Origin of the sequence: Amycolatopsis sp. WAC 04182 (assembly GCF_003947465.1) — a bacterium.
In the GTDB taxonomy this organism is placed as follows: Bacteria; Actinomycetota; Actinomycetes; order Mycobacteriales; family Pseudonocardiaceae; genus Amycolatopsis.
Window position 1 is genome coordinate 991467 of the sequence record NZ_QHJJ01000001.1, and the last position, 13226, is coordinate 1004692.

A 13226-nucleotide genomic window follows, 5' to 3' on the forward strand; every position below is an offset into this window, starting at 1 on the left:
GAAGCTAGCTCCGCCGAACGGAGCACCCAACCGCTCTCAGGACGTGGGATTCTTTTCCTGAAGAGCGAACCTGTTGCCCTCCGAGTCGGTGAACATCGCCCACCAGCCCCACGGCTGCTTCTCCGGCCGGGCGGGGAACTCGACACCCTTCGCCGAAAGCTCCTGGTACGTCTTTTCGATGTCGTCGGCGTAGAAGAAGAAATTGCCCGTCGGGAGTTCGTCCCGCACTTCGAACCGCTTGAGGTCCTCCGGCGCGGTGCTCAGGACGAGTGACGTCGCACCATCGGCGGACGTGACCTCGACCCACCGGCTCCCTTTGTCGTCGTACGGCACGTCGGTGGTGATCTCGAACCCGACGACCTCGGACCAGAACCTCTTCGCCCGGTCCTGGTCCCGCACCCCGACGACGATCTTGTGCACACCCTGAATCGCCACTTCGACCCCTTTGTATCCATCATGGATATAACGAGATCGGAGTGTATGCTTCCCGGATGGCCGACGGCAACCCGCAGCTCACCCCCGCGGCGTTCCAGACCCTGCTGGCGCTCGCGAAAGGTCGCGCGCACGGCTACGCGATCATGGGTTTCGTCGACGAGGTGAGCGGCGGCACCACCCAGCTCGGTCCCGGCACGCTGTACCGGACGCTCGCCCGGCTCGTCGCCGACGGCCTGGTCGAAGAGGCCCCGGACGCGAGCGAGGACCAGCCGCACGACTCGCGCCGCCGCTACTACCGGCTGACCCGCGCCGGCCGGGACGTCGCCGCCCGCGAGGCGGAGTTCCTGAGCAGGCTCGTCGCCGTGGCCGGGCAGGCCGGGCTGCTGAAGCGGGCGGAGTCGGCGTGAGCCGGGCGCTCGGTTTGACGCCGCATCTGTTCGTTAAGGACGTCGACGCGTCGCTTTCCTTCTACGCCAAGGCGTTCGGCGCCGTGGAGCTGTTCCGCAACGTGCTGCCGAACGGCGTCGTGCTGTTCGTGGAACTCGCCGTCGGCGACGCGCGGCTGCTGGTGAGCCAGGAGATCCCGCGGCTGGACGCCCTCGCGCCGTCGACCCTCGGCGGCACGCCGATGCTCTTGATCTTGGAGACCGAGGACCCCGACGACCTCGTGCGGCGCGCGGTGTTCGCGGGCGCGCGAGTGGAGGCGCCGGTCGAGGAGATGTTCTTCGGCGAGCGCTACGGCCGGATCGTCGACCCCGACGGCCACCGCTGGGCGCTGACGACCAAACGGGAGCGGTTCACGCCCGAAGACATCGACGCGAGGACCCCACGCGAGGTCTGACGTGTGCGGTGGTCCCACCTGCTGGACAATCGCCCCATGGTTTCCGTGCGGAGCGTGGTCGATCGGGTCGGTCCGACGCTGTTGCACGCCCTCCAGGTCCCCGAGGAGTCCCCGGCCGTCGGCGACGTCGTCATCGCCGAACCCGGCAACACCCTCGCCGCGGGGGACCTCGTCCTCGGTGTCGCGATCACCGAAACGCCGGACGCCGCGGAACTCGTCCGGCTCAGCGCGGCCAAAGGCGCCGCCGCCGTCCTGCTGAAACCGCCGCTCGCGGCGAAACCCTCGGTGAAGCGGGCGGCGAAATCGGCGGACATCGCGTTGATCGAGGTGCGCTCGGCGACGTCGTGGGCGCAGCTCGTCTGGCTGCTCAGGACGGTCCTCGACGCACTGGCCGACGAGTCGGACGCGCTGGAGGACGGCGGCGGCCCCGGTTCCGGCGACCTGTTCCGGCTCGCGGACGCCGTCGCTTCGGTGGTCGACGCGCCCGTGACCATCGAGGACACCAACTCGCGGGTGCTCGCCTACTCGGCCCGGCAGGACCTGACCGACTCCGCGCGCGTGTCCACGATCATGGGCCGCCGCATCCCCGACGACGTGCTCGCGCGGTTCCGGTCACGAGGGGTGTTCCGCGAGCTTTCCCGCGGGCGGCAGACGATCTTCGTGCCCGCGCAGCGCGACGGCACCCTGCCCCGGCTCATCGTGCCGATCCGGATGGGCGGCGAACTGCTGGGGTCGATGTGGGCGGTCGTCGCGGGGCCGGTCTCCGACGAACGCGCGGCCGCGTTCGCCGACGCGGCGCCCGTCGTCGCACTGCACCTGCTGCGCCGTCGTGCGCACACCGATTCGCAACGCCGGGTCTCGGCCGAGCTCCTGCGTGCCGTGCTGGAAGGGAAGGCCAGCCCGCGCAAGGCGATCGCGGAACTCGACCTCTCGGAAGAGCCGCACCGTGTCGTCGTCATCGAAGTCGCCGGCGGCGACGGCCGTGACGACGAGGGCCTGCGGCTCGCCCTCCTCGAACGGATCTCGCAAGGCGTCGGCAGGCGGCCGGTGGCCACCGAACTCGGGGGCGTCCTCTACGCGGTCGTCCCGGACGGCGACGGCTGGAACGAACTCCGGGCCGCGCTCGAAGCCCTGCCATCGTCGAGAAAGGGCGGGACACCGCGGGCGGCCGCCGGGTCGGCCTGCGAAATCGGCGAACTCGCGACGTCACGGCTTCAGGCCGACGAGGCACTGGGGCTGCTCCGCGCGAAGCTCGTGCCCGGCCGCGTCGTGGTCTTCGACGAGGCGTGGACAGCCCTTTCGCTGCATCGCGGCGCGACGGCGGCGAGCACCTCGAAGGTCGCCGAGCTCGGTCCGCTCGGCTTGCTGCGCGCGCACGACGAAGCCCACGAGAGCGGCTATGTCGACACGCTCTACCAGTGGCTGCGGCATCCGGGAGACCCGCGCGCGGCCGCGAAGGAACTCCGGATCCATCCCAACACCCTGCGGTACCGGATGCGACGGCTGCTCGATCTCGTCCCGCTGGATCTCGACGATCCCGACGTCCGGCTGGCGTTGATCACGCAACTCGTTTCGCTGAGGTGGAGCTGATGCAACCACAAACCGCTCGATAACGAACATTTTGTAGTTCTACAAAACCGCGCGCAGACGTCAGGAAAGGGTCTTTCCTGACGTTTTTCGTCGTGAAAGACCCTTTCCTGACATCCGACGGTTCAGTGCGCGCTGGCGCGATAACCGTCCTCAATGGTCTGCCGCACCGCGGCGAGCAGATCGGCACCGGGGTAAAGCGGCAAAAGAACACCGGGGCCGCCGTCGACCCGCAGCGCGGCTTCGTAGCCGTTTCCGGGGGTTTCGACCAGGCCCACGATGACATCTGCCGGATTGCCTTCGGTGTCGACGGTGCGGACGCGCCGCTCCCGTCGCCAGTCCTGATTTGTCATGCGGAACAGAATGGCAGCTTACCGGCCAGTAAGATCAACATCTTGACTCGATCGTGCTGCATTTACCGTTTCGCAGGTTGCACGGCCGCGCCCACCCCCAGCGAACGCGGCCGTGCCTCAAACCCGATAACCGAGATCTTCGGCGACGAATCTCTTCGGCACCATCCGGACCCAGACGGTCCCTTTCACCTCGGGATCATCGTGCAGGTAACAACGAAAACGCGCATCCCATTTGCGTTCGTCCCGGCCGAGATACCGGCTCAGCAGCCGCCGTCCACGAGGGACGTCGAAGGGCAGCACCTCCGCATCGCCGCGCGCGAGCACCTGCCGCACGAGGCCGGTGCCAACGTCGCACACGTCGACGGTCACCGCGATCGACGGCGACTCGCGGACGAGACGGGCCAGCCGCGCCCACGGTCCGGTGAGGATCCAGAAGGCCTGTTTCTCCCAGAGGTACCAGGCCGGGCGCACGGTCGGCCCGGCCGCGGCGACCCTGGCCGTGAGCGGACCGGCGAGGAATTCGTCGACGTCGAACATCAGATCTCGAGCACCGTTTTGCCGATCGCGCCACGCGACTGCATGACCGCGTGCGCGTCGGCGGCCCGTTCGAGCGGGAATCGTTGGCCGATCACGGGTTCCAATCGCCCGGCGGCGGCTTCGGCGAGCGCCGACTCGGTGAACGCCCGCATCTCGGCCGGTCCGCCGAGGCCTCGGATCACGGTGACCCCTCGCGCGGCGGCGTCCTCTTCGGACACCTCCGTCCACGAGCCACTCGACAGCCCGTAGATCAGCATCCGGCCACCCGGCTTCAGCAACCCGAACGACGTCGCCCCGATTTCGCCGCCGACCCCGTCGAACACGACGTCGACCTCGCCCGCCTTCGCCGCCCAGTCCGGCTCGCGATAGTCGACCGCCAGGTCCGCGCCGTGCTCCCGGACGTGCTCGGTCTTCGCCGCGCCACCGGCCGCGCCGACGACCTCGGCGCCGGCGGCCTTGGCGAGCTGGACGAGCAGGCCGCCGACGCCGCCCGCCGCGGCCTCCACCAGCACGCGCTCGCCGGGGCGGATACGCGCGGCGGTCACCAGCGCGGTCGCCGTGCGGCCGTCGGCGAGGATCGCCACCGCGGCGTCGAGGGCCAGGCCGTCCGGCACCTCGAAGACGGAATCGGCGGCGACCGCGACCCGTTCCGCGTACGCCCCGGAACCACCGGTCGAGGTGACGACGCGCTTGCCGACCAGGCCGAGGTCGACCCCGTCCCCGACCGCGCTGATCACGCCGCCGACGCCGTTGCCGGGGATCATCGGCAGTTCGGCGCGGAACGGCCCGCCTCCGCCTGCCCGGAACTGCGTCTCGACGAACGTGATGTTGGCGAACGCCACCTCGACCAGGACCTGGCCCGCTGCGGGGACCGGATCCGGGGCCTCGCCCGCGACGAGCACTTCGGGCCCGCCGAACTCTTTCAACCACACGGCTCTCATGTGACCCAAGGTGCAAGCTCCAGTCGACTGGAGGTCAAGCGATTGTGCTGTCGAAACCATGATCGGTTCGCAACACTGTCGCGGGCAAACGATGACACCGCCGTCCGGGTGGCTCACCGTGAGTGGCAGCACCTTTGTTCCCAGACCCGCCGCCAGGAGGCATTCCGTGCGTATCGCCGTCCCCCGTGAGATCAAGAAGCACGAATACCGGGTGGCGCTCACCCCGGCGGGCGTGCACGAACTGACCGGGCGCGGCCACGACGTCTTCGTCGAGACCGGCGCCGGCCTCGGCTCCTCCATCACCGACGAGGAGTACGTCGCCGCGGGCGCGAAGATCCTCGCGACGGCGGAGGAGACCTGGTCCGAGGGCGAACTCGTGCTCAAGGTCAAGGAGCCGATCGCCGAGGAGTACCCGCGGCTGCGCGCCGACCAGGTGCTGTTCACCTATCTGCACATCGCCGCGGACCGTCCGCTGACCGACGCGCTGCTGGCCGCGGGCACCACCGCGATCGCCTACGAGACCGTGCAGACCCCGAACCGCGCGCTGCCGCTGCTCGCGCCGATGTCCGAGGTCGCCGGACGGCTGGCCCCGCAGGTGGGCGCGTTCTCGCTGATGAAGCCGAGTGGCGGCCGCGGTGTGCTGCCCGGCGGCATCCCTGGCGTGCACCCGGCGCGTGTGGTCGTCATCGGCGGCGGTGTCGCCGGCCTCAACGCGGCGCGGGTCGCCCTCGGCCTCGGCTCGGACGTCGAGATCCTCGACACCAACGTCGACCGGCTCCGTCAGATCGACAACGACTTCGGCGGCCGCATCCGCACGGTGACCTCGAACGCGCTGTCGGTGGAGCAGTCCGTGCTGGAGGCCGACATGGTCATCGGCGCGGTGCTCGTGCCCGGCGCGAAGGCGCCGAAGCTGGTCTCGAACGAACTCGTTTCGCGGATGCGCCCGGGCAGCGTGCTCGTGGACATCGCGATCGACCAGGGCGGGTGCTTCGCCGACTCGCGGCCGACCACGCACGACGAGCCGACCTACAAGGTCCACGAGTCGGTGTTCTACTGCGTCGCGAACATGCCGGGCGCGGTGCCCCGGACGTCGACCTACGGCCTCACCAACGTGACGCTGCCGTACGCCGTCCAGCTGGCGGAGCACGGCTGGCAGAAGGCGCTGCAGGCCGACGCTTCGCTGGCGAAGGGCCTCAACACGCACGCGGGCGCCCTGACCAACGCCCCCGTCGCCGCCGCGCACGGCCTGGCCGCCACCGACCTGGCCGACGTCCTGGCCTGACCCCCACGCCACTCTCCCACGCGAGGGATCTTTGCCACCCCGGTGCGCAAAGGTCCCTCGCTCCTTTTTGCGCCTTTCCGGCCCTCGGTTCCCCGCCGTCGCGGCACACTGTCCGCGGGGAGGTACTCGATGGAATTCGAGGTACTGGGGCCGATCCGCATCCGTTCCACCGGTCGTACCGTGGCCGTCACCGGGCGTATGCAGAGGATCCTGCTGGGGACGTTGCTGGCGAACGCCAACCGCGACGTCCCGGCGAGCGCTCTCGTCGATGTGTTGTGGCCGGGGGAAACCGACGATTCCGCGTCGAAGCTGTATCTGCACGTCCACAAACTGAGGCGGCTGCTCGGCGAACCTGATCGACTGGCGAGCGGGGAGGGCGGCTACCAGCTGCGGGTGCTGCCGGGGGAACTCGACGCCCAGCGGTTCGAGTCGCTCGTGGACGAAGCCGTCGCAAGCGATCCGCGACGGTGCGCCGAATTGTCGCGTGAGGCGCTCGGCCTGTGGCGCGGGGAACCGTATGACGGCCTCGACTCGCCGGAGTTGGCCGACCAGGCACGGCGGCTCACCGAGCGACGGCTGGCCGCGATCGAGACGCTGTGCCAGGCCGAACTCGCCGACGGCAGGCATTCGTCCCTGGTGGACGAGCTGACCGAACTGGTGCGCCGTCACCCGTTCCGGGAACGGCTGCACGAACTGCTGATGATCTCGCTGTACCGGGCGGGGCGTCGTACCGCGGCCTTGGACGTCTACCGCGCGGCGCGACAGTTGTTCGTCGAAGAACTCGGGATCGAGCCAGGCCCGGACCTTCGCGAAACCGAAAGGCGAATCCTCGCCGGGTTACCGATCGAACCGGCAGGCTCGCCGGCACCGGCTGTCGTGCCGTCGGAATTGCCCCGCACCGTACGGAACTTCGTCGGCAGGGCAGCGGAACTGTCCGAATTGGACGATCATTTGTCCGGCAGGGATCCGGCATCGGTCTGCGTCGTGGTGGGCACCGCGGGCGTCGGCAAGACCGCGACGGTGGTCCGCTGGGGCAACCGGGTCCGCCCCCGGTTCCCCGACGGCCAGCTGTACGTCGACCTCCGGGGTTACGGGCCGGAGCGGCCACCCCCGACCGCGAACGTGCTCGCCGGGTTCCTCGAAGCACTGGGGGTCGACGGCCCGGCGATCCCCCGCGAACTCCCGGCGCGGGCGGCCCGGTTCCGTGCCTTGGCCGCCCGCAGACGAATGCTCGTCGTACTGGACAACGCGCGGACCTGTGAGCAGGTCAGGCCCCTGCTGCCGATGAGTTCGTCCTGCCATGTCGTCGTGACGAGCCGGGACTCACTCGCCGGACTGGTGGCCCGCGACGGCGCGAACCGGATCGTCCTGCGCCGCCTCCCGCCGTCCGACGCGCGGGAGTTGTTCCGGGGGCTGGCGGGTGACCGGGCCGACGGCACCGCGGACGCGATCGACGCGGTGGTGCGGCACTGCGTCCGGCTGCCGCTGGCCCTGAGGATCGCTGCGGAGATCTTCCGGGCCCGCCACCACCTCAGCGTCGCCGACCTCGCCGTCGAGCTGGCGGACGAACATCGGCGCCTCGACCTGATGGACGCCGACGGCGATGCCCACACCTCGATCCGCTCGGTGTTCTCCCGGTCGGTCCACCACTTGCCGCCGACGCCCGCGCGGCTCTTCGTCCTGTGGGGTCTCCATCCCGGGCACGACCTCACGGCATCCGCGTTCGCCGCGCTCTCCGGCGAAGACCTTCGCACCACCAGGCGGGCCCTCGACGCGCTCACCCGATCGCACCTCGCCGAGGAAGGCTTCAGCGGGCGGTACCGGACGCACGACCTGCTCCGGGCCTACGCGCGAGAACTCGCGGACCAGGTCGAGCCCGCCGCCCGAGAGGCGGCCTTGAGACGTCTGTTCGTGTGGTACCTGCGTACGGCGATCGCGGCCCGCGCACTCGTCGACCCGAAGGCCCGCGTGATCGACTTGGACGGCGTGGAGGAGACGCGGATCGAAGCACCGTTCCACACCCGCGACGACGCGCTCGCCTGGTTCGCCGCCGAGCGCGCGAACCTGGTGACCGTGGTGCGGGCCGCGGCGGACCAGGGCGCCGAGGACGTCGCCTGCCTGCTCGCCGCCGCGCTGATGCGGTTGTTCTACCTGACCAAACACTGGGACGACTGGCTGGTCACCCACGAGATCGCGGTGACCGCCGCCCGGCGGTCCGGCAGGCGCGTCGACGAGGCCTACCTGCTGCTCGGCCTCGGGATCGCCCATGACGACGTCGGCGGTTTCGAGAAGGCGATCGAGTACTTCCGCGCCACGGCGCAGGTGTTCGACGAGCTCGGCAACCGGCACGGGCAGGCATGGACCTTGAACAACCTCGGCGTGACGCAGGACAGCATGGGCCGCTTCGCCGAGGCCGCGGAGAGCTACACGGCCGCGCTCGAGATGTTCCGGGCGGACGGCGACCTCCATGGTGAGGGCATCGGGCTGAACAACCTCGGCGACCTACGCCGTCAGCAGGGCGCGTTCGACGACTCCCTGCGTCATCTGCGGAACGCCGTCGAACTGCAGCGGAGCAGTGGTGATCGCACCTCGCTGCGCTTCACCCTGCGGACGCTCGGTGACCTGTACCGGGACAGGGGGCTGCGGGAGCAGGCGAGCGAGGAGTACCGGCACGCGCTCGCGATCACCCGCGAACTGGACGATCGATGGGGCTCGGCCCGGCTGCTCGTCCAGCTCGCCGACCTGTCGGCCGCGGACGGACGCGAAACCGAGGAACGGGACCACCTCCACGAGGCACTCTCGCTGTGCGCGGCCACCGGCGATCCGATCGTCGAGAAGATCCGGGCCCGCCTCGGCGCGTGAGGTTTCACGCGCCGAGGCGGCCGGTTCAGGCGGGGGTTTCCTCGAGTCCGGCGGGTTCGTCCGCCGGTTCGTCCTCGGCCGTGCCCGGTTCTTCGGGAGCGACGACCCCGCCTTGCGACTCGCCCATCCCGGCTTCGCCGGTCAGCTTCTTGTCCTCCGGCGGGTGTTCGGGTGCCGGCTCGAGGACCCATTTGTCGGGGTCGCTCACCTGGGACGGCAACGTTCCCGGCGCCGGGAAGCTGAGCGCGGAGATCTCGATGGCCTTCACGTTGGCCGCGAACTCGCCCATCGTCACGAGGGCGCTCTCGATGAGATCGGCGTAGCTGGTGGCCAGAGCGTTGATCGCGGTGATCACCTCGCTCGGATCGAGAAGAGTGGCACAGCCGGCTGCCGCCTTTGTGATGAACCCGATGGCCATAGCCCAGGTCTCGTGCACGAAGGCGATCGCTCCGGCGAGCAGGGTGCCCACTTCCCCCAGTTTCGCGGCCGTCAGGTCGCACTCCTGGACGATCCGATCGGTGTGGACCTTGAACGCGTCGAACGCGCCTCCCTGCCAATACGAGTCCAGCGAACCCAGTTTCGTGTTCAAGCCGTCCGCCACCATGCTCGGTGTCTTCTGCGCTTCACCCCATTGTGTGGCGCGCGCCGACGGGATCGCGGGATCGCCGAGGACGTTGCGGATCTCGTCGAGAATCATCTTCACCCCGGCGGAGACCGAGCCGGGGGGAATGACGAAGACGTCCAAGAACTCCGCGGCGTCCAGCACGGTCGCCGCGTCACCTTCCGGGTACGGCGCCGGTTCAGTCATCGTCGCTCCCCAGGTAGCCGAACTGCTCGTAGTATTCGGCGTCTTGTGCGGCGTAGGTGTTGGCGACGGTGACGAGTGCGGCCTCGGTGTCGTCGAAGCTCTTGACCGCCTCGCCGAGTTTCTCGACGACGAGCGTGCACGCCGCGTTGTAAGCCTCGATGTATCCCACGTTGGTGGCGAGCAGACCGAGGTCCCCCGGTTGCATCGTCAGCTCGCCGATCGTGTCCTTGAGCGCGGTCCACGAGTCGGCCGCGGCCCCGAACTCCGTCGCCATCTCCGCGAGCGACTCCGGGACGACCTCGTAGCCGGTTCCCTCTGGCATCAGAGCTTCCTCCGTTCGATTCGCCGGGTCCTGGCGGCCTGTTCGGCCCGCTCGATCGCCGCGAGGAGGTGGCCGCCGAGCGCGGCCGGGTTCATCGCGCGCAGTGCCCGCTCGTCTAGGTCGACGGCGACCAGGTCGCCGGCCTCGTCGACGTGGACCCTGCCGAGACCGGCGTCGATGTCCGCGACGGCGAAGTGGTCTTCTCGCCGGGAAGCCGGCCGCTTGCCGTCTTCCTCATCATCGAGGTCGTGAAGCCGCAGCAGGCCGTTCATCGGACGCCCGCCTGGATCAGCCGGCGGTATTCGGCGCGAGCCTCGTCACGCGCCTGACCGACCGCTTCGACGATGTACGCGCCGAGTTCGCCGCCGCGGCTGCGGGCCACGGCGGCCCGGTCGATGTGGATCCCGACGAGCCGCGCCCGATGATCCACCTCCGCCCGCACGAGTCCCCCACGTGCCGAAGCGGTGTAGTGCCGCCCCTCCAGTTCCCCCGCCGCCCGCGCGAACGCGGCCTTGTTCCTCGCGAGGAACTCCCCGAACTCTCTGATCTTCCGTACCGGATCGGTGTCCACCGGTCGCTCTCCCCTCGTCACTGAACGACGACAGGGTGGCGCCCGCACCTTTCCCGAACCTTTCCCCGGCCACGGCGCCCCGCACCGCGAGCTCTCTCACCAGGCCACGGCGTCCCGCGCCGTAGGCCACCACCTCGCCACCGGCGCCGACCGCACCGCGGGGGTCCCGGGGGGGCTCGGCCCCCCGGGTGATACGACGAAGCCCCACCTCGGGGAAGGTGCGCAAGCACCGACCAAGGTGGGGCAAAAGGGGCTGAGGGCGGCCCGCTCAACCAGCCTGGGGGTCACTGGGAGCGGGCCGCCTCCTACATCGTAGGTAATAAGTCGCCGTCGCGCTGCATGGGGTTGCCATGTCTTCCGAATTATTTGTTCACGGGCCGCCTGGATGGTCGGTGATTTTCCATGCTCCGCAGCGCATATCCGGTAGTCAGCGGCCATTCGGCTCAGCGACGGGTGCGTTGGAGGACGGAGTCGTCACCGTGCCGAACGTGACGAAGGTCGCTTTCGGCGGATTGACCCCTTCCTCGGGTGCGCACTCACCCCGTGAGGCAGGATGTCGCGTGATCGGCCTTCGTCAACAAAAGGGGACGGTATGCACGACGGCAGTGGCCGCATCGCGGTGCAGAACCTGAGCAAGCAGTTCGGTGCGGTCAACGCGGTCCAGAATCTGAGCTTCACGGTGGAGCCCGGTTCGGTGACCGGCTTCCTGGGGCCCAACGGGGCCGGGAAGACCACGACGCTCCGGATGCTGCTCGGGCTGGTGACGCCCACGAACGGCACGGCGACCATCAACGGGCGCCCGCACGACCAGCTGGGGAATCCGGCGCGGGTCGTCGGTTCGGTGCTGGAGAACGAGGGTTTCCACCCGGGGCGCACGGCGCGGAATCACCTGCGCGTGTACTCGGCGGCGATCGGGATGCCGGATCAGCGGGTGGACGAGGTTCTGGGGCTGGTCGGCCTTTCGTCGGCGGCGGACCGCAAGGCGGGCGGGTTCTCGCTCGGTATGCGGCAGCGGCTGGCGCTGGCGACGGCGTTGCTGGGGAACCCGCAGGTGCTGGTGCTGGACGAGCCGACGAACGGTCTCGACCCCGAGGGCATCCTGTGGCTGCGGAACTTCCTGCGCGCGTACGCGCGTGAGGGGCGCACGGTGCTGGTCTCGAGCCACCTGCTGAACGAGGTGGAGCAGACGATCGACCAGGTCGTGATCATCAGCCAGGGCATGACGCGCTACAACGGCTCGCTGGACCAGTTGCGCAAGAGCAACCAGTCCCGGGTGCTGGTGCAGTCCGCCGACGCGAACGGCCTCGTCGCCGCGTTGCAGGAGGCGGGGATCACGCAGGTCTCGCCGATGCCGGACGGCCGGGTCGCGGTGTCGGGTGCGACGGTGCAGCAGATCGGTGACATCTCGGCCAAGGCGAGCATCGCGGTCTACGGCATGCAGGAGGAGACGGCGGATCTGGAGCGGATGTTCTTCCAGCTGACGCAGGGTCAGTACGCCGCGCCGCCGCCCGGGTTCCAGCAGGGCCCGCCGCCGGGCTACCAGGGTCCGCCCCCGGGTTATCAGGGCCCGCCGCCCGGATATCAGGGGCCGCCTCCCGGCTACGCGCCGCAGAACACGCCGCCGCCCGGTTTCGCGCCGCCGCAGCAGTTCCAGCAACAGGGTCAGCCGCCGCAGCAACCGCAGTACCAGCAGGCGCCGCCTCAGCAGCAGGCGCAGCAGCAGGGCCAGAACGAGGGCTGGGGAGGCCAGGGCTGATGGGCAACCTGATCAAGGCGGAGTTCCGCAAGACGCTCACGCTCAAGGCGTGGTGGGCGCTGATGATCCCCGCGGTGGTCTTCGCTTTCGCGTTCGCCCTGTTCTGGGGCATGGTCACCAACGATTTCAGCGACTTCCTCGGCCGCTCCGACACCCGTGAGCTGACCGAGGCGCTCGGCATCTCGACCGGTGAGCTGCCCGTCGGCCTGCTCGCCCTCGGGCACGGCATCAACATCGGCACGATGATCCCGATCATCTTCGGTGTCTTCGCCCTCGCCGGCGAGTACACGAAGAAGACGATCACCACGACGTTCCTCACCGCCCCGAACCGGGTTTCGGCGTTGAGCGCGAAGATGATCACCTACATCGCCTGGGGTGCGATCTACGGCGTGATCATCGTGGGCGCGGCGAGCCTCGGCACCGTGATCACGGTCGACAGCCAGCGCCTGCCGACGGCGGGCCAGTGGCTGGGCGTGCTCGGCGCGGGTGTCCTCGCGACGATCCTGGCGACCCTGTTCGGGATCGGGGTCGGCGCGGTCTGGCGCAGCGTGGTCGGCAGCATCATCACGCTGACCATCTGGATGCTGGTGGTCGAGAACGTCCTGGTGTTCGTCATGTTCGGCGCCGCCGACATCACCTGGCTGGGCGGCGTCCTGCCGAACGGCACGGTCAACGGCATCGTGGGCGCCATCGGCGCGGAGGCGTTCGGCGCCGCCGGTGTGAAGGTGCCCGGCCTGCAGGACGAGACCGCGTGGGCGCTGCAGTACGCGGCCGGTGCGCCCGGCGCGTTCTCGTGGTGGGCGTCGGCGCTGATCTTCTTCGGCTGGACGATGATCTTCTTCCTGGCCGGCTGGGCCGTGAACCAGAAGAAGGACATCACGTAAGTCACAGTCCACAAGCGCCATGAAAGGTCCTTTCCTTGCAAATTCTG

15 protein-coding genes are annotated in these 13226 nt (G+C 69.5%); 7 read left to right on the forward strand and 8 right to left on the reverse strand.

Annotated features, from left to right (window positions below):
- Positions 1-36 precede the first annotated feature (36 nt).
- Positions 37-435, reverse strand: a complete 399-nt coding sequence (locus tag DMH01_RS05040) for a VOC family protein (protein ID WP_125673912.1) — start codon at positions 433-435, stop codon at positions 37-39.
- Positions 436-491: 56 nt separating this feature from the next.
- On the opposite strand from DMH01_RS05040, the gene DMH01_RS05045 reads away from it, so the two are divergent.
- From DMH01_RS05045 to DMH01_RS05055, 3 genes are read left to right on the forward strand one after another with little or no spacing between them, the layout of a single operon-like run.
- The gene (locus tag DMH01_RS05045) at positions 492-842 is read left to right on the forward strand and encodes a PadR family transcriptional regulator (protein ID WP_125673913.1); all 351 of its coding nucleotides are present in this window, start codon (positions 492-494) and stop codon (positions 840-842) included.
- Positions 839-1276, forward strand: a complete 438-nt coding sequence (locus DMH01_RS05050) for a VOC family protein (protein ID WP_125673914.1) — start codon at positions 839-841, stop codon at positions 1274-1276. Before DMH01_RS05045 ends, DMH01_RS05050 begins: the two co-directional genes overlap by 4 nt.
- Before the next feature lie 36 nt (positions 1277-1312).
- Positions 1313-2866, forward strand: coding sequence for a helix-turn-helix domain-containing protein (locus tag DMH01_RS05055; protein WP_125673915.1), 1554 nt, complete (start codon positions 1313-1315; stop codon positions 2864-2866).
- A gap of 122 nt (positions 2867-2988) precedes the next feature.
- Here the strand turns inward: DMH01_RS05055 and DMH01_RS05060 are convergent, their stop codons facing one another.
- The 3 genes from DMH01_RS05060 to DMH01_RS05070 all read right to left on the reverse strand — a co-directional run bounded on the left by DMH01_RS05060 (position 2989) and on the right by DMH01_RS05070 (position 4694).
- Complete coding sequence (locus DMH01_RS05060) at positions 2989-3216, reverse strand: hypothetical protein (protein ID WP_034309241.1); 228 nt, start codon at positions 3214-3216, stop codon at positions 2989-2991.
- A 117-nt stretch (positions 3217-3333) separates the two neighbouring features.
- Positions 3334-3753 carry a pyridoxamine 5'-phosphate oxidase family protein gene (locus DMH01_RS05065; RefSeq protein ID WP_125673916.1) on the reverse strand — a complete coding sequence of 140 codons (420 nt, stop codon included), beginning with the start codon at positions 3751-3753 and terminating at the stop codon, positions 3334-3336.
- Positions 3753-4694 (reverse strand): zinc-binding dehydrogenase, encoded by a 942-nt coding sequence (locus tag DMH01_RS05070; protein ID WP_125673917.1) that lies wholly within the window; start codon positions 4692-4694, stop codon positions 3753-3755. The genes DMH01_RS05065 and DMH01_RS05070 overlap by 1 nt, the downstream gene beginning before the upstream one ends.
- A 166-nt stretch (positions 4695-4860) precedes the next feature.
- Between DMH01_RS05070 and ald the strand changes: the two genes are divergently transcribed.
- Positions 4861-5976, forward strand: coding sequence for an alanine dehydrogenase (gene ald / locus DMH01_RS05075; RefSeq protein ID WP_034309245.1), 1116 nt, complete (start codon positions 4861-4863; stop codon positions 5974-5976).
- Between the two features lie 129 nt (positions 5977-6105).
- A complete protein-coding gene (locus DMH01_RS05080; RefSeq protein WP_125673918.1) occupies positions 6106-8838 on the forward strand; it encodes a BTAD domain-containing putative transcriptional regulator in 2733 nt (910 codons plus the stop codon).
- 25 nt (positions 8839-8863) lie between these two features.
- Here the strand turns inward: DMH01_RS05080 and DMH01_RS05085 are convergent, their stop codons facing one another.
- Genes DMH01_RS05085 through DMH01_RS05100 form a run of 4 tightly spaced genes read right to left on the reverse strand, consistent with a single transcriptional unit; the run spans position 8864 to position 10539 of the window.
- Positions 8864-9646, reverse strand: a complete 783-nt coding sequence (locus tag DMH01_RS05085) for a hypothetical protein (RefSeq protein ID WP_125673919.1) — start codon at positions 9644-9646, stop codon at positions 8864-8866.
- Positions 9639-9968: a hypothetical protein gene (locus tag DMH01_RS05090; RefSeq protein ID WP_125673920.1), complete on the reverse strand. Its 330-nt coding sequence runs from the start codon at positions 9966-9968 to the stop codon at positions 9639-9641. The genes DMH01_RS05085 and DMH01_RS05090 overlap by 8 nt, the downstream gene beginning before the upstream one ends.
- Complete coding sequence (locus DMH01_RS05095) at positions 9968-10240, reverse strand: hypothetical protein (protein WP_125673921.1); 273 nt, start codon at positions 10238-10240, stop codon at positions 9968-9970. Before DMH01_RS05095 ends, DMH01_RS05090 begins: the two co-directional genes overlap by 1 nt.
- Positions 10237-10539 carry a YbaB/EbfC family nucleoid-associated protein gene (locus tag DMH01_RS05100; protein ID WP_158633189.1) on the reverse strand — a complete coding sequence of 101 codons (303 nt, stop codon included), beginning with the start codon at positions 10537-10539 and terminating at the stop codon, positions 10237-10239. Before DMH01_RS05100 ends, DMH01_RS05095 begins: the two co-directional genes overlap by 4 nt.
- A 592-nt stretch (positions 10540-11131) precedes the next feature.
- On the opposite strand from DMH01_RS05100, the gene DMH01_RS05105 reads away from it, so the two are divergent.
- Both DMH01_RS05105 and DMH01_RS05110 read left to right on the forward strand, forming a co-directional pair.
- Complete coding sequence (locus tag DMH01_RS05105; protein WP_034309248.1) at positions 11132-12295, forward strand: ABC transporter ATP-binding protein; 1164 nt, start codon at positions 11132-11134, stop codon at positions 12293-12295.
- Positions 12295-13179, forward strand: coding sequence for an ABC transporter permease subunit (locus DMH01_RS05110; RefSeq protein WP_005150670.1), 885 nt, complete (start codon positions 12295-12297; stop codon positions 13177-13179). Before DMH01_RS05105 ends, DMH01_RS05110 begins: the two co-directional genes overlap by 1 nt.
- Positions 13180-13226: the final 47 nt, after the last annotated feature.

Excerpts from the sequence above, each read along its gene's own strand:
- DMH01_RS05090 (WP_125673920.1), bottom strand. The coding sequence starts at position 9,968 with ATGCCAGAGGGAACCGGCTACGAGGTCGTCCCGGAGTCGCTCGCGGAG.
- DMH01_RS05060 (WP_034309241.1), bottom strand. The coding sequence starts at position 3,216 with ATGACAAATCAGGACTGGCGACGGGAGCGGCGCGTCCGCACCGTCGAC.
- DMH01_RS05080 (WP_125673918.1), top strand. The coding sequence starts at position 6,106 with ATGGAATTCGAGGTACTGGGGCCGATCCGCATCCGTTCCACCGGTCGT.
- DMH01_RS05110 (WP_005150670.1), top strand. The coding sequence starts at position 12,295 with ATGGGCAACCTGATCAAGGCGGAGTTCCGCAAGACGCTCACGCTCAAG.
- DMH01_RS05085 (WP_125673919.1), bottom strand. The coding sequence starts at position 9,646 with ATGACTGAACCGGCGCCGTACCCGGAAGGTGACGCGGCGACCGTGCTG.
- DMH01_RS05065 (WP_125673916.1), bottom strand. The coding sequence starts at position 3,753 with ATGTTCGACGTCGACGAATTCCTCGCCGGTCCGCTCACGGCCAGGGTC.
- DMH01_RS05055 (WP_125673915.1), top strand. The coding sequence starts at position 1,313 with ATGGTTTCCGTGCGGAGCGTGGTCGATCGGGTCGGTCCGACGCTGTTG.
- DMH01_RS05105 (WP_034309248.1), top strand. The coding sequence starts at position 11,132 with ATGCACGACGGCAGTGGCCGCATCGCGGTGCAGAACCTGAGCAAGCAG.
- DMH01_RS05095 (WP_125673921.1), bottom strand. The coding sequence starts at position 10,240 with ATGAACGGCCTGCTGCGGCTTCACGACCTCGATGATGAGGAAGACGGC.
- DMH01_RS05070 (WP_125673917.1), bottom strand. The coding sequence starts at position 4,694 with ATGAGAGCCGTGTGGTTGAAAGAGTTCGGCGGGCCCGAAGTGCTCGTC.
- DMH01_RS05045 (WP_125673913.1), top strand. The coding sequence starts at position 492 with ATGGCCGACGGCAACCCGCAGCTCACCCCCGCGGCGTTCCAGACCCTG.